The following is a 25,753-nucleotide window of genomic DNA, read 5'->3' on the forward strand; positions in this document are numbered from 1 at the left end:
TAGGCTTTTTTATCCTGAATCAGCCTGATTGCTGTTTTTCTTTAGCTGTATTCCGCTATTGCGTTGAACTATTCTCGTTTTAAAGCAAAAAGGAGGTAATCTGTTTTAAGGACTAAAAAAATACGCTGCCAAACAAGAGATGTAGGGCAGCGTGTAAACTATTAAAATACTTTTTATTTAAAAGTGGGGGGAATTATAATGTTATAATAGTGCGAAAAATTAAGTCCAGACCTCCGCTAATCAAATGAGCTATTTCTGGTCTTTTCTGTTTTAAATCTTCAAGGTGGTTTAGAACTTCATCCAGTAGTTGGGTCTCATTTCTGTTTTTAAGGAGTTCCGCAATTTCAACAGCAAGCAACCAGTCTTTAGGATGATCCTTTTTTAGCTTATTAAGAATAGGAGCTAAGGAAGCGTATATGTCTTTGGATTCTCTTATGATTCGGACAGTTTGGTATAAGACTTCCAGGTCGTCGCGCTCAGCAGTATGCTTTGCCTTAATAGTGGTGCTAGAAGGCATATGTGTAATCAGGTCAAAACTATTCACATCAGCAGGTCCAGAAAATGCCGAAACTACTTTTTTACCCACTGCCATATCGTAAATACCCCACTCCGGTTGAAATAGAATCGTTTCTCCATGTGTAACGGTACAGTTTTTAAAACGGATAAGGATAATTGCTCCTTGTAAATTTCTGGAACCAGTGATGATTTCTCCTTCAACCGTAATGTCTCCTTCAAATTCTAGTTTTACACTGTTGCTTTCCGTTATGCTGTAAGCGTTTAAGTCTTTTGGACTCATGTCTTCGATGGCTATGTTGATGCCTTTCAGTTTTCCGATTGGACTACCAAAACCTTCGGCATGAGTTGCTGTTCCGTGACCTACTAATTCTTTTTCGCGGGAGGCTAGTGCTGTTTTTCCTGTCGTTTGTATGTAAATCGGTTTCCCTTCATGCTCAATTACATTGGTAAAAACTCCCGATATTTGTAAGCCAGTACTTAATTCGATTGTTCCTAAAGCATTCGAGTTAACCAGTTTTTCGATTCCAGATAAACCACCTGTTCTCAATGCCATTTTATTAGCAAACTCCTCCAAAACCAAATTTAGATAAGCAAAATTTGGAGTTACATAAAGCTGAGGTTGCAACTTTGTAATGTCAAAACTTTTTTGGGCAGCCGTAATATCATAAGGGAATTTCTCTACTTGATCCGTCATGCAATGGGCGCTTTCTCCAATTGAAGATAAAAGTCCAGCTCCATAAATTTTAGGGTTTTCAACAGTTCCTATTAGGCCGTATTCCACAGTCCACCAATGTAGGTTTCTTATTTGGGCCATTTCAGATAGTTCGCTCATATTGTTTTGCAAATCTTCTACCGCCTTTTCGGCTGCACCAATAGTTGCCTGTGGTGTGTCTTCCGCTTCTTTGACAATCGAAAGTAATCGGATGGCTTCATACATTTGGTAATCCTTATCAGAGGATATGGCTTTACAACCTATTTCTCCAAAACGACGCAAATATTCCGCATATTCCGGATTGGCGATAATAGGTGCGTGACCGGCACCTTCGTGAATAATATCTGGTGCTGGCGTGTATTCTATATGTTCGAGTTGACGAATGTCTGAAGCAATAACCAGCACATTATATGCCTGAAATTCCATAAAAGCATTAGGCGGAATAAATCCGTCCACAGCTACGGCAGCCCAACCAATTTCGGTCAGGATACGGTTCATACCGTACATACTCGGGATATTATCGATTTCTATTCCCGTTTTTTTTAATCCTTCTAGATATGAACGATGAGCCACTTTTGACAAGTAATCCACGTTTTTACGCATAACATAACGCCACACCGCTTGATTGATAGGCGTGTAGTCACTATAATCTTGAGGCTTAATAAATTGCTTCAAGTGTTTTGGCAATCGGTCTAATAAGGGATTACTTTCAATATTTGTGTTCATGTCGAAAACGTTGTAGTTATAGCACAAAAGTACGAATTCTGGGAGCCATTTCCCGCTTTTCATCACAAGTTTTTATTTAGCCGTTCGTTTTTCTAAAGTTGATAAAAAAGCAAATAAAAGGCCGTTTTCCTATTTTCTCCCTTTCTTTTGGAGAGGGCTGGGGAGAGGAGTCGCTTTTTATAAACAAGAAAAATAAAAACGGCTTGCATAAAAAGCTTTCCATTTCACTCGGGGCTAGGAGAGTTTTGGTGTAATGAAAGATTAGATGTTTCCAAGTCATTTAGCTTATCATTCAAACGAAGGATGAGTCTCATTAATGATTATTCGTTTTAATTACTTATCAACCGAGTCATTGCGAGTAGTTGCGAAGTATGAAGCAAAGCAATCACGATAAAACACGCACTCAAAACATTCCGTAAACAATTTGCCCAACTTTGTCATTCTGACGAAGGAAGAATCTCACAGTGGATTGTTCACTATAAATTATTAACAAATCTAGTTGTTACAAGAGGCAGAGCAATCGGATTATGTAAAGAATAGGAACACTTGTTTACATAGATAACAGTTAATGGAGTTTCTAAATCGTGGTTTCTCCTTTGTCGAAATGACAAGTTGGTAGGGTTAGGTTCTAAATAGATAGTCATTTTCTTTAGTGAAGTGATCTTTTTAAAGAAAAACATTATAGCCAAGGTATGAATAAAATGAGTATAAGTTGGTTAATCTAAAAATGATTATCCGTTTTTAAAAAGTCGTATCTTTACGTTATAAAATAAATGCGTTATGAATATCGAAGCTTATAAAAACAAGATAATCAAGAAACTAATAGATGTTCAAGATAAAACTATTTTAGAGAAAATAGACACAATCTTGAATGGAGATGTTATAGTAGCTCGAACTATTGAGGGAAAGACTTTGACTAAATCACAATATGTTGAACACATCGAGTCCATTAGTGAATCCGTTGCAGATGGAGCAGAAACCTACACGTCAGAGGAGGTGAAAAACCATGTTTTAGGTAAAAAGAAATGAAGGTAGTTTGGTCTCAGGAAGCTCGAAACTCACTTTCTGATATTTACAATTATATTTTTGAGGACAGTCCTCAAAATGCTGAAAACGTTTTAAATAAGATAATTGATTTAGTGGAATCTTTAAAAGATGAACGTTATGAGTATGCCATGGATCCCATCATAAATAAAGAAAAGTTCCGTCATTTCAGTATTTGGTCATATAAAATTATATACGAACGAAATGATACTACAATCTTAGTTGTAGATATCTTTAACGGCAAGCAAAATCCTAGTAAATTAGATATGTATTAAAATGGCCACGGTATTTATATCGGAGCTATTGATGGTATTGAAAATCAAATTCTAAAATTTAATCAAATTCAAAAAGCAACACTTGCGTTTTCTGTTTATCAGAGAAATTATTGTCAGATACAAAAAGTAGTGATTGCTTGCCATTAGCCAGTTTTGGACCAAAAGTCAACCCTTCGATATTATCAATAAAAATCCCCAAGTCATCCATGTTTAGGATTAGTTTTTTGGAAGCCATAGTAAATTCTTGGTTTTGCAAAGAAGCAATTTTTTTTACATCAGTTGCTTTTGAGAAATCACATAAATAGACTTTTATCGTACAAGCTTGTTTTCCTACTGAGTAGGAGCGTTCTATCACTAGCAATTGGTCTTTGCTATAATATTGAATAGCAGAAACTCCATTTACCGCAAAACCATTTTTAGGATTGGGCTCGTGCGCAATGGGATCTAATTCATATGCATATTGTGCTGTATTTTTTCTAGATTTTGTGTCAAATTTAAATATTCGAATCAAACCGCCTTTAGTTGTTGTAGCTTCGGTGTCGTCTTCGTACAAAGGTTCTTCAACGTTGGTGTACAGCGTCGTGTATTTTTTGTTAAAAGTGATGCCTTCGAGTACGCCGTTGCTACGAGGTCCTTTTTCTTCTTTTTGCATGTTGAGATTGGCGGGTAAATCAAATTCATTTACAAAATTTCCGTTAACAGCGGCTGTTTGGATTGCTGGATTCTGCAATACCGAAAAGTCTTTGGCGATAACGCGGGCGCCTTCACTGCTCCAAACTACGGTGTTGGTTTTTGGGTTGTAGCGTAATTCTTCGGGATCAATAGAGGAGTTGGGTTGTGTCTCCCAGTTGCTGTATTTTTTGCCAGCAGCATTTTTTAAAGAAACTACATTTTGAAAGGCTAGACTATCGATTTTATTGGCGGTCAAATGTATTTTGGCAGTATAAAAACGAGCGTCATTATAGACGGCTCTATCGTCACAAATAAAATAGTAAAGATCATTCTTTGCATCATAATCGATGCTAGATATTCCGCCAACGACTGTATTTTTAAATTCTTTATTGAACGGAATTTCAATGCTGTTTAACAGCGTTAATCTAGGATTGCTGTTTGCGGTTTCATTTGTTTTTGCAGTAGAGCAAGAAAGGAAACTAAAGGGTAAAAAAGCAAGTAATAATAATTTGCGCATCGAGTGTTATTTCAAATTTAAAAGATCTCCGTTTTGTGCGGCATTTCTAAAATAGTCAATTTTATAATTGAACATTTCTGCCATATTCTTGGCGCGTATTTTTGCTTCTTCAGCAATAACACCATCAAATAACTCGTCTGTTGTGGTGGTGAAAATTTCCATCCAGCGGTCAAAATGTTCTTTGGCAACCGGTAATTGTTTATGTGGAGGGAACGGACTGCCGGAATAGGTGTGTACTTCGAGTAAGATCGTTTGCCAGAAGCGGTACATTTTTTCCAGATGTTCTGGCCAGCGATCGCCTATCTTTTCATTAAATATTGGGCCTATAAATTCGTCTTTTTGTACTTTGGAATAAAAAGTATCAACAAGTAATTTGATGTCTTCGAGGGTAGTAATGTCTGTAAGTTTTGTCATAATTGGATATAAAAAAAGCCTACGCAAAGGTAGGCCATTTCTAGTATATACGGTTTATGGATTTGTTATTTTGGTGGAAACTGTGCTAAAATTTTAGCAACAAACTCATTAATTTGTTTTTCTTTTTGGTCACGATTTTCGGTTAAGTAACCTACGCCTTCACCTTCCCATACTAATTCTTTTTTCTTGGCATCGATCAGGTCAATGTATAAAGTTCCTTCTGTAGAAGAGCTTACATAATTGCGTCCTCCCCACAAATAAGGATTCCACCCATATCCCCATCCGTAACCCCATCCAGCATTAAATTGATTTACTTCCAATCTTTCTCTTTCTTTGGTAAAAATATTAATTAACAAATCGGGGTTTTCGCTTTTGGTCATTCCCATTTTGCTTAGTTCGTTATCGATGGCATAAAGGATACGTTTTTTGTCAAATTCAGATATTTGTACTTTGTCGATGCCACTTTTGTGAAAGGCGTAGGTTCTATATTGGGTAAAGTCTACATTTTTGTCATAATCTGCATTCACTCTAACAGAGCTACAAGCAGCTAATATGAAAAGGAAAAGTACGGGAAGGAGTTTAATTGCTTTCATGGCTAATTGTTTGATTACTAAAGGTACGTTCAAATTTTTAAAAATCCAATAAATTATCTGCAACAATATTAGGGATCGTGACCTTTAATAAAGGTTCTGCCTCCATTGCTCTTTTTATTGCAAATAAAGCTCCTTCGTTACGAGCCCAACTTCTTCTTGAAATACCATTGTTGACATCCCAGAAAAGCATTGATTGTAAGCGTCTTGAAGCTTCTTTAGAACCATCAAGAACCATGCCGAAACCACCGTTTATTACCTCTCCCCAGCCTACTCCACCGCCATTGTGAATGGATACCCAGGTAGCTCCACGAAAACTGTCTCCTATTACGTTTTGTATCGCCATATCAGCCGTAAAACGGGAGCCATCGTAGATATTAGAAGTTTCTCTGTAAGGTGAATCTGTTCCAGAAACATCATGATGATCCCGTCCAAGAACTACCGTTGCAATATCTCCTTTGGCAATAGCCTGGTTAAATGCTTCCGCAATTTTCACACGACCTTCAGCATCGGCATATAAAATACGAGCTTGAGATCCTACAACTAATTTGTTATCTTGTGCGCCTTTTATCCATTGAATGTTATCCTGCATTTGTTGCTGAATTTCAACTGGTGCTGTTTTTGCCATTTCTTCCAGTACTTGGCAGGCGATGGCATCTGTTTTTTGTAAATCTTCTGGTTTTCCTGAAGCACAAACCCAGCGGAAAGGGCCAAATCCGTAATCAAAACACATGGGTCCCATGATATCTTGTACGTAACTTGGATATCTGAAATCTATATTGTTTTCTGCCATTATATCCGCTCCAGCGCGAGAAGCTTCTAGTAAAAAAGCATTTCCATAATCAAAGAAATACGTTCCTTTGGCAGTGTGTTTATTGATGGCGTCAGTGTGTTTACGTAATGTTTCTTGTACTTTTTCCTTGAATAAAACAGGATTTTCTGCCATCATCGTATTTGCTTCTTCAAACGAAATTCCAACAGGGTAATATCCTCCTGCCCAGGGATTATGTAAGGAGGTTTGGTCACTTCCTAAATCAATGTGTATGTTTTGTTCGTCAAATTTTTCCCAAACGTCTACCACATTTCCAAGGTAGGCAATCGATACGATTTCTTTATTAGCTTTCGCCAAAGCAACTCTTTTTACCAATTCATCAATGTCTTCGATCACTTCGTTGATCCAACCTTGGCTGTGACGTATGTGGGTGATTTTGGCATTTACTTCCGCACAAACGGTAATGCAACCTGCGATATTTCCTGCTTTGGGCTGGGCGCCACTCATGCCGCCTAATCCGGAAGTAACAAATAAACCTCCTGTAGGGCTTTGTTTTATTTTTCGAAAAGCATTCAGTACCGTAATAGTTGTGCCGTGCACAATTCCTTGTGGCCCGATGTACATATAACTACCAGCAGTCATTTGCCCATATTGTGACACGCCTAAGGCGTTCATTTTTTCCCAATCATCTGGCTGAGAATAATTAGGAATTACCATTCCGTTAGTTACAACTACTCTTGGCGCTTCTTTATGAGAAGGAAATAATCCCATAGGATGACCGGAATACATGGTTAATGTTTGCTCGTCTGTCATTTCTGACAGGTATTTCATTGTCAATAGGTACTGTGCCCAGTTTTGAAAAACAGCTCCGTTGCCACCATAGGTGATTAATTCATGAGGATGCTGTGCTACTGCATAATCCAGATTGTTTTGAATCATCAACATTATGGCTTTTGCTTGCTCACATTTTCCAGGGTATTCATTAATTGGACGCGCGCGCATTTCATAATCCGGGCGAAAGCGGTACATGTAAATACGACCGTAGGTTTCCAGCTCCTGACGAAACTCTTGTATTAATTCGGCATGATGTTGCGGTTCAAAATAACGCAAAGCATTTTTTAAAGCTAGTTTTTTTTCGTCAGCTGAAAGGATTTCTTTTCGTTTTGGCGCGTGATTGATAGCTACCTCATACGGTTTTTGTTGAGGTAGTATGGTAGGGATTCCTTGTTGGATTTGTTCTTGAAAATTCATTTTATTTTAATTCGTTAGTTTATGTAAGTGGTTTTTCGCTAAAACAGATTCCTTGGAATCTATTTCTTATGTCAGTATACTGAGCGTTGTGAGATCACTAGGGATAACGAATATCCGACCGATGATAGGATTTGTGAATTTTGATTCTAAATTTCTGGGAACAAATATCCATTTTGTTTTTTTTATTTTATAACAACAGCAGCTAAAGATGACTACTTTTTGTTTGTACCTGTTTTTTTGTCATAGCCATAGGGGCAATGACGGCATCCGCTTTTGCAACAATACCCTCTTTTTAGGTGATGCTTTTCAGTAAAGCATCTATAACCTTCTGGCGTGTAATAAAAATCTTCTCCTTCGATTAATTTATTTGGATCATTCTCGTTAATCATGTTTGAAAGTATGCTGTTGTAAATAGATTTGTGGTGGTCCGGTTTAGTCGCCTATTCAAATTATTGAATATTTCATTAAAAAGAACTCCTTAATTATTACAAATTTATAATTTTTATAACGAATCTCTCTTGTTGTTGCTAAATATTTAATTGTGTTGCTTATTCTCAGTTTTGCGGGAACCAGTCTGATCCATAAGTTTTACACAAGACGATACTTTTTTAAACAAAAAAACAGTTGGTTAGGAGTGGTTTTAACTTTTTTTTCTTTCGGAGATTATTTTTTAGAAACAACTTCATCATTTATAGTAGAGATTTTTAGGATCAATCATGTAATTGGTTTGTTTATTGTATTTTTAAAAAAGAGCGAAAATTGCTTTTCAGGGAATTATGTGAAGTATTTTATAAACCATCCATTTATTTTAGTACTTTGCTTGTATAGAATTGAAAAATTATAAACTACTTTCTAATGTTTCTGATCGTTACAAAATATTTAGTACCTAAAGGCTTTCGTGGATTAACCACTTTTCCATTCATTTTCGTACGACAGGATATGGACAAAGAAAACCTTGTTTTTCTCAATCATGAAAAAATACACCTGCGCCAGCAGTTAGAATTATTAATACTTCCTTTTTTTATATGGTACTTTCTGGAGTATCTTGTTCGATTAGTTCAGTATAGAAACAGAGAGTTGGCCTACAGAAATATTAGTTTTGAGCGGGAAGCGTATACTAACGAAACAAATTTAGACTATTTGAAAAGCAGATCTCTTCTAAGATTTGCGAAATATTTATTGCTACATAAATAGGGTCCCACCCCATCGAGTGTAATTATCAAAAGCTAATTACAAACAACAACATATCTTAAACTACTTTTCCATTACAACTTAAATCTGTATTTCATTATTATCAATGAGAGTATAATGATCGATTGTCAAATAATTATTTGAATCAATACGATGAGTTTTAGCATTCTTTTAGACGCGATGTGTTTTTTAATATTTGTAAGATAATATATTAATTTAAGTAAAATATATGTAGTTTGTCGATTTTAAATGCTTATTGTCGATATAATTTTTATTTTTAATCTTATATTTGATTCAGTGTAATAAAAAATAAGTTACTGGCTTTTAGGATAAGTGTAGGACAATTTTTTATAAACGAGTAGATTAGAACTATCAAAGCACAATTAGATTTCGAACAATTAAATGTAATAAATATGAATACAAAAATACTTAAACAATCATTTTTGGTAGTTGCTGGGTTTTTATTTCAAATGCCCGTACAAAGTCAAATGTATGTCAGTGACGGTAGTTATGTTTATTCCAGTAATGTCGCGGTTTTTATAAAACAGGATTTAGAATTGAATACTGCAACCAGTAATTTTTATCTTAGGAATGATGCTCAATTGCTACAAGGGTCTTCAGGAACAAGTTCTAACAAAGGAGAGGGTAGCCTGTCTGTGTTTCAAGAAGGAACTACTAACAACTTTCAGTACAATTATTGGTGTTCTCCAGTAGGTGGGAATATAGCCTCGGCTGGGAACTCTCCATTTGGCGTTACCCAACTTAAAGATATTGTTGATTTAACCACAAGTAATGCTCCAACTATTTTGGCAACAAATAATTACAATGGTACGGCCTCGCCTTTTGCTATTGCTCCATATTGGATTTGGAAATTACCCGCTATTGCTTCGTCAAATTGGGTTTATGTAGGCGCTGCTTCTACAATAAATGCCGCGGAAGGCTTTACGATGAAAGGTAGTTCTGGAACTAATGCTACTAGTTTAAATGGGGTTCAAAATAACCCAGGAAGCAAACAGCGATATGATTTTAGGGGAAAACCGAATGACGGTACTATTTCGATTCCAGTTTTATTTGAAAAATTAACTTTGACAGGAAATCCCTATCCTTCAGCAATTGATCTTTCTGCTTTTTTGACCGATGCAACTAATTCAACAGGTATCGCTTATTTCTGGGAACAGGATAAAACAGTAAATTCACATTTTATAGCCGACTATAAAGGAGGATATGGGACTTTTTCGCCAGGTGCGTTAAATAGTGTAGGTATTTATGTTCCTGCAACCTTTTATTCTTATGATGGATCTGGTAATCAAATTACCCAAACTGGAATGGGGGCAAATTATGAAAGGCGTTTTAGTCCTGTAGGACAGGGTTTTATGATAGGCGGTTCTGCTAATGGAACTGTTAATATGAAAAATAGTTATAGAGTATTTGTTAAAGAAGGTGCTGTAAATAATTCACAGTTTGAAAAAAACTTAAATAGTTCTAAAACGAATAAAAGTAGTATCTATTTATCTGGTATTGAATCTGTTTCGGGTTTTGATTATACAAAAATAATTGTTGAAGCGACGCCACAAATCAGATTAAATACTTTACTTAACAGTCAAGGTGTACGTCAACTTGCTTTAGCATTTATTCCAGAAGCAACAGACGGAGTTGATCATGCAATGGATGCCATCTCAACAAGTGATGGTCCTGCAGATATTTATTTTGTTTTGGATGATAATGAATATGTTATTAATGCTTTAAATTTTGATGTCGATAAGAAAATTGCAATTGGGTTTAAAAATACTGCTGAAGCAAATTATAAAATCACTGTTAATCAAATTCTGAATTTTACCGACGCTGAAAATATTTATATACATGACAAAATTTTAGATGTTTATCATGATATTAAAAATAGTTTCTACGATGTAACATTACCAGAAGGAGTTAATAATACTCAATTTGAAATTACTTTTAAGAAAGAAGTGACATTAGGAATTGATTCTGCTGAAAGTTCAAATTTTATCATGTACCAAAATAATACTACCAAAAATTTAACTATTAACAATCCAAAACAAAAAGAATTGGTTGCTTGTAATCTATATGATATAGTGGGCAAGTTGATTTTTACTAAAAAAGATTTAGGATCTAATACTGATTACAGTTTTTCAACTGCTGGATTAAGTGACGGAATCTATATAGTTAAATTAATTACTACTGAAAATCCTGACATCGGAAAGAAAATAATCATAAAAAACTAATTTTTAAGACGTGAAATTTAAATGCAATCGGTATCGATTGCATTTTTATTATATTAAGTTTTATCTTTGAGAAAAATTACCCAGTTTGAATCAAAGACTCATTATAAAATTCCCAAACTCGATTTCGGTAACTATCAAACGTGAAGATTTGATTCATCCTTTTATTTCAGGGAATAAGTTTAGAAAGCTAAAGTATAATTTGCTTCAGGCAAAAGAGAATAATCAGGAAACGCTGCTCACTTTTGGTGGAGCTTATTCAAATCATATTGCCGCAGTTGCATTTGCCGGAAAAGAAAATGGATTCAAAACCATCGGGATTATTCGAGGGGATGAATTGCGTGATAAAATAGCGACTAACCCAACCTTGCAATTCGCCCAAGACTGTGGCATGCAATTCGAATTTGTCTCAAGAGAAGACTACCGATTAAAAAGCGAGATTCCATTTTTGGAAAGCTTAAAGCAGCAATACGGCGACTTTTACCTTATTCCAGAGGGCGGTACTAATGAACTAGCAATAAAAGGTTGCCAGGAAATTCTAACCAAAGAAGACGAACAGTTTAATTACATTTGTTGTTCAGTGGGAACTGGGGGAACTATAGCTGGAATTATTAACAGTGCATTGCCACATCAAAAAGTTTTAGGATTTCCTGCTTTAAAAGGGGACTTTTTAAAAGATGAAATTCGTAGTTTTGTAACCACGATTCCGGATGAAAATTGGGAGCTAATAACCGAGTACCATTTTGGTGGATATGGTAAAGTGAATCAGGATTTAGTTGCTTTTATCAATCAATTTTTTGAAAAAAATAATATTCCTTTGGATCCTATTTATACTGGAAAGATGGTTTTTGGAGTGATGGATAGGATAGAGAAGAATTATTTTCCGGCTGAATCAAAAATTTTGCTGGTTCATACTGGTGGACTTCAGGGAATCGAAGGGATGAATACAAAATTAAGAAAGAAACAATTATCAATAATAAACGCCCATGTTTAAAAAAATCCTACTAGTATTTACACTACTTACCTTACTGAGTTGTAATGTAACAAAACCTGTGATAGTGACAAAAAAAGCGGTGCCTTCAAGTTCAAAAAAAGTGGCGGCGCGTGCAATCAAAAAGACAAATGAAGTCAAGTCGATACTAAAGAAAGAACAAGAACAAGTTGACGGGGAAGATGAAGTAATAGAATCAACCTCGGTAACGTACGTTGGGACTGATGTGATAGGCAAGTATATTTCTCAGTATAAAGATATTGCTATGAGCAATATGAGAATTTACGGAATCCCAGCAAGTATTATTTTAGCTCAGGGAATATTGGAATCTGGAGCAGGAAAAGGTGATTTATGCATTAGGGCCAACAATCATTTTGGGATAAAATGCCATGAGGGTTGGACTGGAGAATCGGTCAGACATGATGATGATTCGAGTCAGGAATGTTTTAGAAAATATTATGAACCTGCAGAGTCGTTTAATGATCATGCCTTATTTTTGACAGGTAGGAGTAGGTATGCAAGTTTATTCAAGTTGTCAAAAGTAGACTATAAGGGATGGGCAAATGGACTTAGAAGAGCTGGTTATGCAACTGATCCAAAATACCCAGACAAGTTAATATCCTATATCGAACGGTACCATTTGGGACAGTATGATGCCATTGTTATGGGTGAAGAGTATGTGCCAATTGAAAATCAACGTACAAGAATAGCGGCTATTGATAATCAGAATAGGTCTTTATATGAAGTGCAAAAAGGAGATACTTTGTATTCGATATCAAAAAAATATAATTTATTGGTTACTGAATTAAAGCAAATCAATAATCTGTCAGCCAATACCCTTTCAATTGGACAAAAATTGAAAGTGAAATAATAGAAGCTAGAATCGAAAAAAGCATAATTTAAATAAAATATCAAAATTATACATGTTATATCAAAGAAGTAGTCAGCTTTTTGCTGAAGCAGAAAAGGTAATTCCAGGAGGAGTAAATTCGCCGGTAAGAGCGTTCAAAGCAGTAGGGGGAACTCCAATTTTTGTGCAACGTGCCAAGGGTGCTTATATGTACGACGAAGATGGAAATCGTTTAATTGATTATATTAATTCTTGGGGTCCTATGATTTTAGGTCATGCTTTTGAACCGGTGGTACAAGCCGTAATTGAGAAAGCGAAGTTGGGTACTTCTTTTGGTATGCCAACGGAATTGGAAACACAAATTGCAGCTTTGGCTGTTTCGATGGTGCCTAATATTGATAAAATCAGGTTTGTGAATTCAGGTACAGAAGCCTGCATGAGCGCGGTAAGATTAGCTCGTGGGTTTACAAAGAAAGATAAAATAATAAAATTTGCAGGTTGTTACCACGGACATTCTGATTCGTTTTTGATTCAGGCAGGGAGTGGAGCAGTAACTTTTGGATCGCCTAACAGTCCTGGAGTAACTGCCGGAACAGCTAAAGATACTTTATTAGCGAAGTACAATGATTTAGAAAGCGTAAAGATCTTAATTGAGGCCAATAAAAATGAAATCGCCACTATAATAGTGGAGCCAGTTGCAGGAAATATGGGTTGTATCCCGCCGAATAACGGTTTCTTAGAAGGCTTGCGCCAACTTTGTACCGACAATGGTATACTACTTATTTTTGACGAGGTGATGACCGGATTCCGATTGGCACGCGGTGGAGTGCAGGAATTATTGAATGTTGATGCAGATATTATTTGTTTCGGAAAAGTAATTGGTGGCGGGCTACCCGTAGGTGCTTTCGCTGCTCGTGCAGAAATAATGGACTATCTCGCGCCACTAGGACCCGTATACCAAGCAGGAACCTTATCAGGAAATCCTTTGGCGATGGCCGCGGGACTTGCGATGTTGCAGGCGTTAAATAATGATGCGGCTATTTTTGAAAGACTAGAGGAGAAAACAGCTTATTTGCATAAAGGAATTGATGCCGTTTTAAAAGCAAATAATGTGGTTTACACGATTAATAGAATTGGATCTATGATTTCAGTACATTTTGACGCTACTCCCGTAGTTGATTTTAAAACTGCTGCAAATGGAGACAATGAGACGTTCAAAAAATTCTTTCACGGATTACTGCAAGAGGGAATTTATATTGCGCCATCGGCTTATGAAACTTGGTTTATTACGGATGCGCTCACCTATGAAGATTTAGACTTTACGATTCGAGCGATTGATAAAGTATCTAAAACTTTTTAAACAAAAAAACTTCCGGCGAAAGCCGGAAGTTTTTTTTTATTTCTGCATTTCTTTTTTGTGATCCATTTTGTGATCCATTTTTTTATGCATTCTGTGTGATCCTCTTTTGTGGTGTTTACTTTTCATAGCGTCCCATTTTTCAAATTGATCAGCAGATAAGATAGTTTTCATTTTGGCTTTCATGGCAATTTGCTCGTCAAGCATTTGGCTTTTTCTTGCGAAACGCTCGTCTGAAGAAAGTTTTGAATCGGTATCTTTATTTGCTTTCCACTCTTTCATGCGAGATTCTCGTTTAGCAGTTTGTTCAGCAATGATACTTTTCATCTGTTCTTGCTGTTTTGCGCTCAAGTCCAGTTCTAGTGTCATTTTTTTCAACATCAGCTGGTTTCGTTGCTCAGGAGTAAATTTTTCCATTTCTGCTCTTTTAGGCATGTCTTTTCGGTCTTGTGCAAAACTAGTCATACTAACAACCAATAATGCGGCAATAATTAATTTTTTCATTTCTATTGTTTTAGGATTATATGTATAAGATGCGTTTAGCTGATTAAGGTTTAATCCTTAACAAAAGTTTAGTAAAAGTGATATTTATCACATAGAATTGAAAATGAAAATCTATCTTTGCAAAGTGAAAAAGTGTGCAGTCATAATTATTCTCGTTTTATTTCTAAAGCCAATCTTTCCGGTTATAGACTACGCCGTCAATTATGATTATATTTCAAAAGTACTTTGTATCAATAAAGATAAACCTGAATTGAAATGTAATGGAAAATGTCACTTGATGAAAGAACTGGCAAAAGCTTCAGAAGATGACAAACCCATTTCTTCTGATAAAAAGCAAAGTTCAAATCCATTTGTAGATCTTTTTGTTACAGAAACGACTTCTTTTAATTTTCTCTTTTTTCAAAATGGGACCAACCAAGAATTAAATTGCAGTTATGCTAATTTGTATTCGTATTTAGACAGCTCTTTTGTTTTTCACCCACCAATTTTCATTTCTTAACAATACCGTATTTTTTTGCGTCTGATTCCCTTTGGCCAAAGCCTATGAGGAGTTCTTTTGGCGCAGCTTATTTAAAAAATTATAAAAAAGAAATTACACTTAAAGAAATGAAAAATTTACTATACAAGGCGGTAGCTGTTTTAGCTATGAGCGCTGCATTGACCGCATGTTCTAATGATGACGAAGCAATTTCAGGAATGGGAACTGTGGCTTTAGAATTTGATAACTCTTTCAACGGAAACGATTTAATTCTTGAAACACAAGCAAATACAACTGCCAGTAATGAAGTACTTAAAATTACCGCTATAAAATACATCATCAGTAATATAGTTTTGACTAAAGAAGACGGAACTACTTTTACGTATCCTAAAAGCGAAAGCTATTTTATCGTAGATGAAGCAACTGCAACTAGTCATGTTTTAGACTTAAAAAATGTGCCTGCGGCGAACTATACTAAAGTAACTTTTGGAGTTGGAGTAGATAAAGCGCAGTGGGAGCTGGGAGCAACAGGACAAGCTGATTTCTTGGCAAAAGCACAGGCAGAAGGAATGATGTGGAGCTGGTCAGCAGGATATAAATTTATAGCTTTTGAAGGTACTTTTACATCAGCTACCGTAGGGACTGCTTTACCGTTTAAAGTACATACCGGACAAACAGGAACAGATTATAACTACGCAACGATTAGCCTTGATTTAAAGACGAAAGCATTAGTAAGAAGTAACATTACGCCTCAAATTCATATCGTTACCGATTTGTCTAAAGTGTTAAATAGTACCAATGTAATCAAGCTTTCTGATAATAATCCTAACGGAACAGGCGCGATGATTATGGGAGGTGCAAACTTACCTCTAGTCACTCAAAACGTAGCTACTATGTTTACTGTTGACCACGTTCATAACGATTAATTTCATTTTTTAGGAGGACAGGAGTGGTGGTTTAAACAAGTCGAGTCCCGTTTTTCGCTGTATCTTTTTTTGAAAATAAAAAAAGGATGCCGCTGCAACCGGGGCTATTCCATCACTTTTGTACTTCTTTTAAAATTCCAAATCATGAAAATAAAACATTTTCTTTGGCTACTCGTTCCGTTAGTATTTAGTTGCTCTGATCAAGATGACACCTATGTAAATCTACCATTAAATTTTGTAGTGCCTTCAAATTTCCCGGATTTAGCCTATGATATTACTATAAATCCTCCAACAGAAAAAGGGTTTGAGCTCGGTAAAAAACTATTTTATGATGGTCGTTTAGCTTCTGACGGACTAGTATCTTGTGGATTTTGTCACCTGCAAGAAAATGCCTTCACCCATCATGGACACACCGTAAGTCATGGTGTAGATAATGCCTTGGGAACCAGAAATGCACCCGCTATTCAAAACATGGCTTTTCAACGTATTTTTATGTATGACGGAGCTTCGTCACATTTAGACCTGCAACCCATCATTCCTTTGACTAGCGAAATAGAAATGAATGGTAATTTAAATACCATTCTTGCCATGATGAAAGGGGATAAAAGCTACCGTGAACTCTTTAAAGCTTCTTTTGATGACGGCACCGTTTCTATTGAGAACATGCTCAAAGCACTTTCTCAATTTATGGTCATGCTGACTTCTTCTAATTCAAAATTCGATCATTACAGACGCAATGAATCAGGAGGAACGCTTACTAGTGACGAAGCAGCTGGTTATGCTCTATTTAATACCAAATGTGCTTCTTGTCATGCAACAGATCTGATGACTGATGATGCTTTTAGAAACAGCGGACTTGCCATTAATCCATTAATCAATGATGTTGGGCGTTATAGAGTAACTCAACAAGGACAAGATTATTACAAATTCAAAGTACCTAGTTTGCGTAATGTTGAGGTATCTGGACCGTATATGCATGATGGTCGTTTTGGAACACTCGAGGCAGTGCTTAATCACTACAGTTCTGGAGTTGTTGATTCAGCAACATTAGATCCTATTTTAAAACAAAATGGAAAATTGGGAATCGCACTTTCTGAAACGGAGAAAGTACAGCTAATAGCATTTCTAAAAACATTAACCGACAATCAATATCTTACTGATAAACGATTTTCAGAATTTTAATTACAATGAAAAATACAATAATAATAAGCCTACTTACTTTTTTATCCATTCAATTTGTTAAAGCTGCTCCTGTAAAAGATAGTATTTCTGGATTTACTTTCCAGAAAATGCAACTCGATGCCGCCATGGATTTTGACTGTGATGCTTGCGGATGTTCTGCCAGCGGAGGAAGTATGGGATTCAGTTCGATGCTGAATAGTAACTTTATTGGTATTCGATACTTCAATCAAAGTTACTCTAGTAGAGATGGGATTTTTGCTAATTCGCCATGGATTGACGAAAACTTTAATACGACTCAAATTTGGACTAAAATTCCTGTTAACGAAAAAATTCAAATCGCCGCTTTGATTCCGTATCATTTTCATAATAGAGAATTAACTACTGGAACTGAAAAAATCAGCGGTCTGGGGGACATTACCCTTATGGCAACCTATTCTGTGTATAAGACACAAAAGGATAGTGCTGTTTTTACTCATAATATACAAATAGGCGGTGGTGTGAAAATGCCCACAGGAAAATTTGAAGAATCTAATAATTTAGGTACAGTTAATCAAAGTTTTCAATTGGGAACCGGAAGCTGGGATTATCTTTTTGTTACCGAATATATGATCAAGAAAAAAAATTTAGGACTGAATAGTATGATAAATTACAACATCAAAACAGAGAATTCTAAGAAGTACCAATTTGGTAACCAATTGAATTACGGAAGTACTTTCTTCTATCTTTTAGACTTGAAAACGGTACAGCTGGTTCCGCAAGTTGGTTTTGCAGGCGAAGTCTATGAAACGAACAAGCAATATGGTGAAAAGGTTATAAATACAGCTGGAGATATTCTTTTTAGCAAGTTTGGTCTTGAAGTAGGAAAAGACAAACTTTCGTTGGGAATTAATGCAATGCTTCCCATCAATCAAAATTTATCAAGTGGCAATATAGAGGCTAATTATAGATTGAGTGTAAACTTAAATTATACTTTATAGGGATTTTGAGATTACCTAGTTTCTAAAATAAAAAAAGCAATACTAATTCTATAGAATCGGTATTGCTTTTTTGTTTATAAGTATTTTTGAATAAGTATTGTAATTGTACTATTTTTCTAACTTTAGATATTATTATTATTCAATCTCTCTTTTAGGAAGAAGTATTATCTCAATATTATGACACCAAAGCATGACTTAATTTTACAAAAGATTTCTTTTTTTTCAACACAATCTTACGATAAATCCTTTTTTGATAATTTTAGAATGTCGCTGTCCAGAATTGTAACTGCATTGAAGGACACTTTCCATCAATGAACAGGGGCGATTCGCTAAATCTTTCTCCATCACAAAAATGATCTTGTGTGAATTCGTTCGCTTTAATGTTGGAGTTGCACAGTCATACCGCCGTCAATATTTTGATAGTAAAAATAAGCCGCTGCTCATTCATGAAAAGCGATTTCATTTTTTTTTATCTTTTGTTGCGACTGCACTCTGGGGAAAATTAAATTAACATCGATCGACATAATTAACTGGATGTTTAGTAAAGGGACATTGGCTTATTTTTAGCATACTAACGCAAAAGTCATCTCTTTTTTACTTTAATAAAATGATAATTATCAGCTTTTTAACGGTTTGCATTTATGAAATTTGCGGTCTATTACAATAGATAAAATTTGACGAATGACAACAACAACTAAACCCTTACATACTTTTCATATCCCTGTAATGGGACTGGCATATACGATTGACAGTCCGATTAGGGTGGCGAAGTATGGAATCTCCTCTGTAATTTCGATTATAGATGATGATTTAATTGAAAAAATGAATGCCTTTTACAGCACTAAATTTAATTTGCCTTACCAGGAAATAACTCAAAAAATACAGGATTACCGTGCGGAACGTATTACTTCTTATTTGAATTTGGTAGACAAAATCGTAAAAGATAAATTCGAAAATTTCAAAAACGAACTGGCTGAAAGTAAATTAGCTTTAGAAAATTACATCGCGATGTTGCCTAACAAGTCTGAGATAAAACTGGGCTTGCAGCATTTAATCGATGAAGGTGTTGCCTTTAAAGACAATATCAAAAGTTTTCTTGAAAACAATCTGATAGCTGGTGAGATTGACGTCAATATCATGACTAAAGTAGACAAGGACAATTTTATTAAAGACGAGCAATTGTCAACGGAATTTAATGATGCCCATGCCTCTCTTCGTGGTTTTGCTAACAGTTCATTGACTTCTTCGGTGGTACTTTCTGCGGGGATGAATCCAAGATTGTATAGCTATTTTGAAAATTTTGATGTGTTTTTCCCGGATTTTGAGAATAAATTAAACAAGAAAATTATTCTCAAAGTGAGTGATTTCCGTTCGGCTATGATTCAAGGGAATTTTTTGGCTAAAAAAGGACTTTGGGTTTCTGAATACCGAATCGAATCAGGGCTGAACTGCGGAGGTCACGCTTTTGCGACCGAAGGGCATCTTTTGGGACCTATTTTAGAAGAGTTCAAACAAAAAAAAGACCAATTGATCCAATCGGCGCACGAACTAATGGTGAAGGCCTTAGGGCAAAAAGGAAAACATGTTCCTGAGCATCCATTAGAATTAAAAATCACTGTTCAAGGTGGGGTAGGAACAGCTGCAGAACATGACTTTTTGTTGGACTACTATCAAGTGGATTCTGTGGGTTGGGGTTCACCTTTTTTATTAGTTCCTGAAGCGACTTCGGTTGATAAAGAGACCCGTAAGTTATTGGCGAAAGCCAAAGAAGAAGACTTGTATTTGAGTCATATTTCTCCTTTGGGAATTCCTTTTAATACTTTGAAAGGCACAACTAATGAACTATTGAAACTAAAAAGAATTCAGGAAAGCAACGCAGGAAGCTCCTGCCCGAAGAAATTTTTGGCGTTAAGCAAAGAATATGGGGCAAAAGGAATCTGTTCTGCTTCCAAGAAATTCCAGGATTTGAAATTGGAGGAATTGGATAGTAAGAAAGAGACTTTGACAGTAGAAATGTTTGAAAACGCAAAAACCAAAATTACCGAGAAATCTTGTCTTTGTGTAGGCTTGGCCAATGCTTCTTATTTAGAGAATGACATGAAAATCAAAGGGCAGGCGCAAGGGGTTGTTATTTGTCCCGGACCCAATATGGCTTATTTTGATCAGGAAGTATCACTTTCTAAAATGGTGCAACACATTTACGGGAATGCTGACGTATTGACCACAACAAATCGGCCGAATATGTTTGTCAAAGAATTGACGATGTATATCGATTATCTAAAAAATGAAATCAAAGGAGTATCTGAAGAGATTACGGCGGGTCAAATTAAAAAATGGAATGCATTCAAAAAGAATTTAGGAGAGGGAATTGACTACTATCGAACCTTATTTTCAACGACTATTTCTTCTGAAAATGATAAGAATCAATATCTACTTACTTTATATAAAGAAGAGCTGTTAAGTGTCAAAATTCCAGAAATGGAAGTGGTATAAATAGAAAAAGCGGCTTGAAATTTCAAGCCGCTTTTTTATCTTTTCCGTAAGTCATGTTGTGATATATAGATAATCAAAACAAGCTTATGTATTGCTCGACGAATAGCCATTAGGCTGTTAATTCATCCATGTCAGCGAGCATTTCATCTAGTTTTTTTAGAATTCTTCCATAAACAAGGTTCAAATCGAAATTCCCTATTTGTCCGCCAAAGTAGGCTAGTAAACTGATGATTGTGAATGCTACAACTAGTAGTATTAGGGGAAAACCCAAGACCAAATAGCTGTCGGGGAACCGCTCAATAAAGTGGTTTAAAAATGTATTGCCTGGAATATCCCCTCCAATACTTCCAAACCAAAATCCACCAGTCATCGTTATGAAAACGTAAGGATATAAAAATCGAGAGAGTTTAGTGTTTGTTGAAACCATTTCTTTAACCCAATTGTCAAACGAAATCAGGTATTGGTAGCTGCTTTCGGTTTTGTCCAGTTTGTTTAGGCTTCTACTGAATTTCTGAGCTATTGCGGCTAGTATGTTGAATAAAACGAACATACCGATGCCCATGTAGGGTATTTTGACTAGAAAAGAAAGAGGCAAAATTATAAATGCAAATGCAAGGATTACAACCCGATTTATTTTATACATTCTTCTAAATTTATCTACAATATCTATCGATTTCTGACTATAGAGATTGTTCAGTTTGGGCGCTACTAGAGCATCGTTTTTTAAAAAACCTTCTTTCCAAATTGTTTCAATTGACTTTTTCATCTAATAATTTTTTTAATCGTTCTTTAATTCGTTTAATGCGCACCCCGATGTTGTTTGGGTTTGTTCCAATAATTTCGGCGATTTCCTGATATGACTTTTCTTCCAGATAAAGCATAATGACCGCCCTGTCCACATCAGATAATTGTCTGATTGCCTGATAGAGTTGGTTAAGTGATTCATCTACAAAAGAACGGCTGTCCTCTATTGCCTCTTCAGGCAAAGAATTAGAAACAAAATTATGTTTCTTTTTTTTCTTCAGTAAAGTCAAGCATACATTTAATGATATCCTGTAAACCCAGGTTGACCACTCCGATTGTTCTCGAAAACTGGCATGACTTCTCCAAATCTGTAAACAGACCTCTTGATAGTAATCCTCAAAATCCTCTTGGGTATTCGTATAAGCCCTGCAGATCTTAATGATGATTCCTGAATAGGGTAAAATGAATGTGGTGTAAAAATCGCTACTCACTATTGTTTTTTCTTAATTAGTGGCTAAAGTTCTGGATTATTACAGGTACAAGAATTTTTTTTTAGAAAGTTTTTAAAAGTTCGGGCTTTTCCCTCACTGGAATCGTTATTATAGAAGAGAAGTAGATAGAAATTTATAATTTTAATTGCTACTCATTTTTTATAGAAAATAATCACTGGTGCATATTCAAAAAAAAACGGTCATCTAATTTTTAGATGACCGTTTTTACTATAATTTTAAGAATTACTTATTCTTTCAAGCGACAAGCCTTAGTTTCTCCGTCAACAACGACTTCAGTCATTCCTAGAGAAGATAAGTTTTTCATGGCTTTGTCCCATTTTTTACCGCTCAATTCTGATTTTATTTTTAGTAATCCAAATTCCATTTGGTTCTCATTAGCCTGCAATAAAGAAACAATTAGTTTTTCATCGTCTTCCAGTTCCACTTGAACTTGTTTTTTCTCTGGTCTCATTTGTGGAAATAGCAACACTTCTTGAATAGAAGCATTATTAGTCAAATACATAATCAAACGATCCATTCCTATTCCCATACCAGATGTTGGAGGCATTCCATATTCTAATGCTCTAAGAAAATCTTCGTCAATTATTCCTGTTGCTTCATCATCTCCTTTTTCAGACAAACGCATTTGCTCTTCAAAACGGCTGCGTTGGTCAATTGGATCATTCAGCTCAGAGTAAGCATTCGCCACTTCTTTACCGCAAACCATTAATTCAAAACGCTCCGTCAATTCTGGATTGTCTCTGTGTTCTTTACACAAGGGTGACATTTCCTTTGGATAGTCTGTAATGAATGTTGGCTGAATATAATTTCCTTCGCATTTAGCGCCAAAAATCTCATCAATTAATTTCCCTTTACCCATCGTAGCATCCACGTCAATTCCCATGCCTCTTGCTGCATCAAATAATTCAGCTTCACTTTTACCTGAAATATCAAAACCAGTAAAATGCTTGATAGAATCAGTCATTGTTACACGTGCATAAGGAGCTTTGAAGTTGATTTTATGCTCGCCAAAAGTAGCTTCGCTCGTTCCGTTAACGGCAATCGCGCAATGCTCAAGAAGGTCTTCGGCAAATTCCATCATCCAGTTGTAGTCTTTGTAGGCTACATATATTTCCATAGCGGTAAATTCTGGGTTGTGCGTTCTATCCATTCCTTCATTTCGGAAATTTTTAGAAAACTCATAAACCCCTTCAAAACCACCAACAATCAATCTTTTTAAATACAACTCATTAGCAATACGCATGTATAATGGCATGTCAAGGGAGTTGTGGTGTGTGATAAACGGACGCGCTGCAGCACCACCAGGAATCGGTTGTAAAACAGGAGTTTCTACTTCAAGATACCCTCTGTCGTTAAAGAAAGAACGCATCGCGTTGAACATTTTTGTTCTCTTGATAAACGTTTCTTTCACATGCTCGTTCACGGTTAAATCTACATAACGCATTCTGTAACGCAATTCAGCATCATTAAAAGCATCGTGTACTTTTCCATCTTCATCTACCTTTGGTAATGGCAATGGACGCAATGTTTTACTCAAGAAAGTGAATCCATCAACACGAATACATTGTGCACCCACTTTAGTCGTAAACAATTCTCCTTCGATACCAATAAAATCACCCAAATCGGTTAATTTTTTGAATACCTGATTGTACAATGTTTTATCATCACCAGTACACAAAACATCACGATTGACGTACAATTGAATACGGCCTTCGCTATCTTGCAATTCGGCAAAACAAGCTTTTCCTTGATCTCTCACACTCATCAAACGTCCGGCCACAATTACCTTCTTCCCTTCTTCAAACTGCGATTTTATCTGCTTCGAAGTATGATTTACAGGAAAAAGATTAGCGGGATAAGGATTGATTCCTAAGTTGCGTAAGGCTTGAAGTTTTTCTCTTCGGATGTTTTCTTGTTCTGATAATGCCATTTTTGTGCTTATTTTAAGAGCGCAAAGATAGTCTTTATGTCTTAAAGTTGCAAAGTGAACAACTGCTAAAATAGGAATATTCTAAAGTGGAATTTCTGGAGCACAAGGAGTCGAAATTCAATATCGAGCTGTCCCGCTTTCCGCTTTATCCACGCCAAAAATGAGCGTGGGATATCGCTTTCAATCGGGGCTAGATCACAACGAGTTGTATTTGTAAGAATATTTTGTTAAAAAGCATGTCGTTATATAAAAGTCTAGTATTTTTGAACTTTAAAAAATAGAATATGAAATACACCTGCCTTTTGTTGTTACTAGTCCTTTTATCGAGTTGTGAAGTCACTGAAACTTTACATATCAATCCAGATAATTCTGGGAATATTGAATATGATAGCCATAGAAACGAAAACAGCTACATGCAAATTGCCAAAGAAGAGTATTCTAAAGAAACCGTCTTTCAGGATACCACTTATGTATTTGATGAATACATCAATAAATACAATGCTAATTTTATTAAGTACACGCCAAAAGAGCAAGAACTATTTAACTGCTTTAAAAACGTAAAAGTGCACATGAAAAAAAGCGCTTTTGATAAAGAATACAGAACAACAATTTCTCAAGATTTCAAGAAAGTAGAAGACATTGCAGACTTGACAAAAACACAAGACTATGCGGATGACATTAGGCACAATTACGCCTTAACGGCCGAAGAGCATTATTATAATATTCGCTATACTTTAAACGGAAATCAGTTTAATAGAATTGTGACCATTACAGATGAGGCTATTTTTATAACAGAAAAAGAAAAATTGGAAATCTATAAAACGAAGCTTGCTAGCTTTAAGCTAGTACAGACCTACATAATTAAGTATCATTTTCCACGAAAAATAAAAGCTGTTTCAAATCACAACGCAATAATTAGCTCCGATAAAAAATCGCTGGAATTACAATTCAATATAGTTGACTTTCTACAAAACCCTACAAGTACAAATCTTGAGGTAGTGTTGGAATAAATTATTATTTTAAAAAAATCGTTAACTAACAAACTTTGTGACTTTGTGTCTTCATGGCATAAAACGAGAATTAATAGTACCTTTGTATCCAACAAATAAGTGAACGAAAATAGATTGCCTTGCTTCGTGCTTCGCAACTCCTAACAATTTCAAATGAACAAAACAATCCAACTTCAAGATTTAGGAAATAAAGACTACAAGGAAACTTGGGAATACCAAGAAGAACTGTTCAAAGGAATCGTTGATCTAAAAATTAGAAATAGGCGAGAGGAACTCACTTTAGAGACTCCAAATTATTTTTTGTTTGTAGAGCACCCACATGTATACACCTTGGGAAAAAGCGGTGATTTATCTAATTTATTGTTGTCCGAAAAACAACTCGAAGACAAAGGCGCCACCTTTTACAAGATCAATCGTGGCGGTGATATTACCTATCATGGGCCTGGACAAATTGTAGGGTATCCTATTTTAGACTTAGATAATTTCTTTACTGATATTCATAAATATTTACGCTTTCTGGAAGAAGCCATTATTCTTACTTTACAGGAATATGGTATAGCATGCGGTCGAAGCGATGGCGAAACAGGGGTTTGGTTAGGCGTAGGAACACCATTTGCACGCAAAATATGTGCGTTGGGAGTTCGTGCTTCACGCTGGGTGACCATGCATGGATTTGCGTTAAACGTAAATGCTGATTTAGGTTACTTCGATAATATCATTCCATGCGGAATTCGTGGTAAAGCGGTAACTTCTTTAAATGTGGAACTTGGTGTTGAAAAAGTAAATGAGGACGAAGTAAAAGAAAAAATCTTGAAACATTTAACTGCATTGTTTGGTTGTGAATTTCAATATATAGCACCATAACAAATTTCAATATCA

The 25,753-nt window shown here is 35.7% G+C and carries 24 protein-coding genes; 14 read left to right on the forward strand and 10 right to left on the reverse strand.

Annotation, left to right across the window (positions count from 1 at the left end; genetic code table 11):
- Positions 1–193: 193 nt before the first annotated feature.
- Positions 194–1,954, reverse strand: coding sequence for an aromatic amino acid hydroxylase (locus AC4PRO_RS07465; RefSeq protein ID WP_492116899.1), 1,761 nt, complete (start codon positions 1,952–1,954; stop codon positions 194–196).
- Between the two features lie 780 nt (positions 1,955–2,734).
- On the opposite strand from AC4PRO_RS07465, the gene AC4PRO_RS07470 reads away from it, so the two are divergent.
- Positions 2,735–2,983, forward strand: a complete 249-nt coding sequence (locus AC4PRO_RS07470; protein ID WP_074721424.1) for a hypothetical protein — start codon at positions 2,735–2,737, stop codon at positions 2,981–2,983.
- The gene (locus tag AC4PRO_RS07475) at positions 2,980–3,273 is read left to right on the forward strand and encodes a type II toxin-antitoxin system RelE/ParE family toxin (RefSeq protein WP_074721422.1); all 294 of its coding nucleotides are present in this window, start codon (positions 2,980–2,982) and stop codon (positions 3,271–3,273) included. Before AC4PRO_RS07470 ends, AC4PRO_RS07475 begins: the two co-directional genes overlap by 4 nt.
- Positions 3,274–3,331: 58 nt before the next feature.
- Here AC4PRO_RS07475 and AC4PRO_RS07480 read toward each other — a convergent pair whose 3' ends face one another.
- The 5 genes from AC4PRO_RS07480 to AC4PRO_RS07500 form a co-directional block, all read right to left on the reverse strand.
- On the reverse strand, positions 3,332–4,462 hold the full coding sequence (locus AC4PRO_RS07480) for an esterase-like activity of phytase family protein (protein ID WP_492116900.1): 1,131 nt from the start codon (positions 4,460–4,462) through the stop codon (positions 3,332–3,334).
- 6 nt (positions 4,463–4,468) lie between these two features.
- The gene (locus tag AC4PRO_RS07485) at positions 4,469–4,876 is read right to left on the reverse strand and encodes a group III truncated hemoglobin (protein WP_492116901.1); all 408 of its coding nucleotides are present in this window, start codon (positions 4,874–4,876) and stop codon (positions 4,469–4,471) included.
- Positions 4,877–4,941: 65 nt separating this feature from the next.
- Entirely contained in the window at positions 4,942–5,469 is a 528-nt protein-coding gene (locus tag AC4PRO_RS07490) for a DUF4136 domain-containing protein (protein ID WP_074722036.1), read from the reverse strand.
- A gap of 37 nt (positions 5,470–5,506) precedes the next feature.
- Positions 5,507–7,489: a urocanate hydratase gene (gene hutU, locus AC4PRO_RS07495; protein WP_492116902.1), complete on the reverse strand. Its 1,983-nt coding sequence runs from the start codon at positions 7,487–7,489 to the stop codon at positions 5,507–5,509.
- A 212-nt stretch (positions 7,490–7,701) separates the two neighbouring features.
- On the reverse strand, positions 7,702–7,878 hold the full coding sequence (locus tag AC4PRO_RS07500) for a C1orf53 family protein (RefSeq protein ID WP_175460254.1): 177 nt from the start codon (positions 7,876–7,878) through the stop codon (positions 7,702–7,704).
- Between the two features lie 466 nt (positions 7,879–8,344).
- On the opposite strand from AC4PRO_RS07500, the gene AC4PRO_RS07505 reads away from it, so the two are divergent.
- From AC4PRO_RS07505 to hemL, 5 genes are all read left to right on the forward strand, one after another.
- On the forward strand, positions 8,345–8,683 hold the full coding sequence (locus AC4PRO_RS07505; RefSeq protein WP_492116903.1) for a hypothetical protein: 339 nt from the start codon (positions 8,345–8,347) through the stop codon (positions 8,681–8,683).
- 410 nt (positions 8,684–9,093) lie between these two features.
- Positions 9,094–10,923: a DUF8693 domain-containing protein gene (locus AC4PRO_RS07510; RefSeq protein ID WP_492116904.1), complete on the forward strand. Its 1,830-nt coding sequence runs from the start codon at positions 9,094–9,096 to the stop codon at positions 10,921–10,923.
- Positions 10,924–11,008: 85 nt separating this feature from the next.
- Positions 11,009–11,914, forward strand: coding sequence for a 1-aminocyclopropane-1-carboxylate deaminase/D-cysteine desulfhydrase (locus AC4PRO_RS07515; protein ID WP_492116905.1), 906 nt, complete (start codon positions 11,009–11,011; stop codon positions 11,912–11,914).
- Positions 11,907–12,782, forward strand: a complete 876-nt coding sequence (locus AC4PRO_RS07520) for a glucosaminidase domain-containing protein (protein ID WP_492116906.1) — start codon at positions 11,907–11,909, stop codon at positions 12,780–12,782. The genes AC4PRO_RS07515 and AC4PRO_RS07520 overlap by 8 nt, the downstream gene beginning before the upstream one ends.
- A 52-nt stretch (positions 12,783–12,834) precedes the next feature.
- The gene (hemL, locus tag AC4PRO_RS07525; protein ID WP_492116907.1) at positions 12,835–14,121 is read left to right on the forward strand and encodes a glutamate-1-semialdehyde 2,1-aminomutase; all 1,287 of its coding nucleotides are present in this window, start codon (positions 12,835–12,837) and stop codon (positions 14,119–14,121) included.
- A 36-nt stretch (positions 14,122–14,157) separates the two neighbouring features.
- Here the strand turns inward: hemL and AC4PRO_RS07530 are convergent, their stop codons facing one another.
- Positions 14,158–14,622 (reverse strand): DUF4890 domain-containing protein, encoded by a 465-nt coding sequence (locus AC4PRO_RS07530; RefSeq protein WP_492116908.1) that lies wholly within the window; start codon positions 14,620–14,622, stop codon positions 14,158–14,160.
- Between the two features lie 103 nt (positions 14,623–14,725).
- On the opposite strand from AC4PRO_RS07530, the gene AC4PRO_RS07535 reads away from it, so the two are divergent.
- From AC4PRO_RS07535 to AC4PRO_RS07555, 5 genes are all read left to right on the forward strand, one after another.
- Positions 14,726–15,121 (forward strand): hypothetical protein, encoded by a 396-nt coding sequence (locus AC4PRO_RS07535; RefSeq protein ID WP_492116909.1) that lies wholly within the window; start codon positions 14,726–14,728, stop codon positions 15,119–15,121.
- Between the two features lie 107 nt (positions 15,122–15,228).
- The gene (locus AC4PRO_RS07540; RefSeq protein ID WP_492116910.1) at positions 15,229–16,026 is read left to right on the forward strand and encodes an MbnP family protein; all 798 of its coding nucleotides are present in this window, start codon (positions 15,229–15,231) and stop codon (positions 16,024–16,026) included.
- Positions 16,027–16,170: 144 nt separating this feature from the next.
- On the forward strand, positions 16,171–17,208 hold the full coding sequence (locus tag AC4PRO_RS07545) for a cytochrome-c peroxidase (protein ID WP_492116911.1): 1,038 nt from the start codon (positions 16,171–16,173) through the stop codon (positions 17,206–17,208).
- Positions 17,209–17,213: 5 nt separating this feature from the next.
- Entirely contained in the window at positions 17,214–18,185 is a 972-nt protein-coding gene (locus AC4PRO_RS07550) for a transporter (RefSeq protein ID WP_492116912.1), read from the forward strand.
- Between the two features lie 681 nt (positions 18,186–18,866).
- Positions 18,867–20,678: a hypothetical protein gene (locus tag AC4PRO_RS07555; protein ID WP_492116913.1), complete on the forward strand. Its 1,812-nt coding sequence runs from the start codon at positions 18,867–18,869 to the stop codon at positions 20,676–20,678.
- A 109-nt stretch (positions 20,679–20,787) separates the two neighbouring features.
- On the opposite strand, the gene AC4PRO_RS07560 is transcribed toward AC4PRO_RS07555, so the two are convergent.
- The 3 genes from AC4PRO_RS07560 to lysS all read right to left on the reverse strand — a co-directional run bounded on the left by AC4PRO_RS07560 (position 20,788) and on the right by lysS (position 23,864).
- On the reverse strand, positions 20,788–21,444 hold the full coding sequence (locus AC4PRO_RS07560; protein WP_492116914.1) for a hypothetical protein: 657 nt from the start codon (positions 21,442–21,444) through the stop codon (positions 20,788–20,790).
- The gene (locus AC4PRO_RS07565; RefSeq protein ID WP_492116915.1) at positions 21,428–21,913 is read right to left on the reverse strand and encodes an RNA polymerase sigma factor; all 486 of its coding nucleotides are present in this window, start codon (positions 21,911–21,913) and stop codon (positions 21,428–21,430) included. Before AC4PRO_RS07565 ends, AC4PRO_RS07560 begins: the two co-directional genes overlap by 17 nt.
- A 247-nt stretch (positions 21,914–22,160) precedes the next feature.
- Positions 22,161–23,864: a lysine--tRNA ligase gene (gene lysS, locus AC4PRO_RS07570; RefSeq protein ID WP_074721391.1), complete on the reverse strand. Its 1,704-nt coding sequence runs from the start codon at positions 23,862–23,864 to the stop codon at positions 22,161–22,163.
- Between the two features lie 284 nt (positions 23,865–24,148).
- Here lysS and AC4PRO_RS07575 point away from each other — a divergent pair, with 284 nt between their 5' ends.
- Both AC4PRO_RS07575 and lipB read left to right on the forward strand, forming a co-directional pair.
- Positions 24,149–24,874 carry a hypothetical protein gene (locus AC4PRO_RS07575; RefSeq protein WP_074721389.1) on the forward strand — a complete coding sequence of 242 codons (726 nt, stop codon included), beginning with the start codon at positions 24,149–24,151 and terminating at the stop codon, positions 24,872–24,874.
- 153 nt (positions 24,875–25,027) lie between these two features.
- Positions 25,028–25,738 carry a lipoyl(octanoyl) transferase LipB gene (gene lipB, locus AC4PRO_RS07580; protein ID WP_492116916.1) on the forward strand — a complete coding sequence of 237 codons (711 nt, stop codon included), beginning with the start codon at positions 25,028–25,030 and terminating at the stop codon, positions 25,736–25,738.
- The last annotated feature ends 15 nt before the right edge of the window (positions 25,739–25,753 follow it).

The sequence above is a fragment of the Flavobacterium sp. DW-iso2 genome (assembly GCF_058725285.1).

Bases quoted from the DNA above. Each gene is read 5' to 3' on its own strand.
- AC4PRO_RS07545 (WP_492116911.1), top strand. From the start codon at position 16,171: ATGAAAATAAAACATTTTCTTTGGCTACTCGTTCCGTTAGTATTTAGT.
- AC4PRO_RS07510 (WP_492116904.1), top strand. From the start codon at position 9,094: ATGAATACAAAAATACTTAAACAATCATTTTTGGTAGTTGCTGGGTTT.
- AC4PRO_RS07470 (WP_074721424.1), top strand. From the start codon at position 2,735: ATGAATATCGAAGCTTATAAAAACAAGATAATCAAGAAACTAATAGAT.
- hutU (WP_492116902.1), bottom strand. From the start codon at position 7,489: ATGAATTTTCAAGAACAAATCCAACAAGGAATCCCTACCATACTACCT.
- AC4PRO_RS07485 (WP_492116901.1), bottom strand. From the start codon at position 4,876: ATGACAAAACTTACAGACATTACTACCCTCGAAGACATCAAATTACTT.
- AC4PRO_RS07560 (WP_492116914.1), bottom strand. From the start codon at position 21,444: ATGAAAAAGTCAATTGAAACAATTTGGAAAGAAGGTTTTTTAAAAAAC.
- AC4PRO_RS07490 (WP_074722036.1), bottom strand. From the start codon at position 5,469: ATGAAAGCAATTAAACTCCTTCCCGTACTTTTCCTTTTCATATTAGCT.
- AC4PRO_RS07540 (WP_492116910.1), top strand. From the start codon at position 15,229: ATGAAAAATTTACTATACAAGGCGGTAGCTGTTTTAGCTATGAGCGCT.
- hemL (WP_492116907.1), top strand. From the start codon at position 12,835: ATGTTATATCAAAGAAGTAGTCAGCTTTTTGCTGAAGCAGAAAAGGTA.
- lipB (WP_492116916.1), top strand. From the start codon at position 25,028: ATGAACAAAACAATCCAACTTCAAGATTTAGGAAATAAAGACTACAAG.
- AC4PRO_RS07465 (WP_492116899.1), bottom strand. From the start codon at position 1,954: ATGAACACAAATATTGAAAGTAATCCCTTATTAGACCGATTGCCAAAA.
- AC4PRO_RS07535 (WP_492116909.1), top strand. From the start codon at position 14,726: ATGAAAATCTATCTTTGCAAAGTGAAAAAGTGTGCAGTCATAATTATT.
- lysS (WP_074721391.1), bottom strand. From the start codon at position 23,864: ATGGCATTATCAGAACAAGAAAACATCCGAAGAGAAAAACTTCAAGCC.
- AC4PRO_RS07530 (WP_492116908.1), bottom strand. From the start codon at position 14,622: ATGAAAAAATTAATTATTGCCGCATTATTGGTTGTTAGTATGACTAGT.
- AC4PRO_RS07575 (WP_074721389.1), top strand. From the start codon at position 24,149: ATGAAATACACCTGCCTTTTGTTGTTACTAGTCCTTTTATCGAGTTGT.
- AC4PRO_RS07505 (WP_492116903.1), top strand. From the start codon at position 8,345: ATGTTTCTGATCGTTACAAAATATTTAGTACCTAAAGGCTTTCGTGGA.
- AC4PRO_RS07480 (WP_492116900.1), bottom strand. From the start codon at position 4,462: ATGCGCAAATTATTATTACTTGCTTTTTTACCCTTTAGTTTCCTTTCT.
- AC4PRO_RS07520 (WP_492116906.1), top strand. From the start codon at position 11,907: ATGTTTAAAAAAATCCTACTAGTATTTACACTACTTACCTTACTGAGT.
- AC4PRO_RS07555 (WP_492116913.1), top strand. From the start codon at position 18,867: ATGACAACAACAACTAAACCCTTACATACTTTTCATATCCCTGTAATG.
- AC4PRO_RS07475 (WP_074721422.1), top strand. From the start codon at position 2,980: ATGAAGGTAGTTTGGTCTCAGGAAGCTCGAAACTCACTTTCTGATATT.
- AC4PRO_RS07550 (WP_492116912.1), top strand. From the start codon at position 17,214: ATGAAAAATACAATAATAATAAGCCTACTTACTTTTTTATCCATTCAA.
- AC4PRO_RS07500 (WP_175460254.1), bottom strand. From the start codon at position 7,878: ATGATTAACGAGAATGATCCAAATAAATTAATCGAAGGAGAAGATTTT.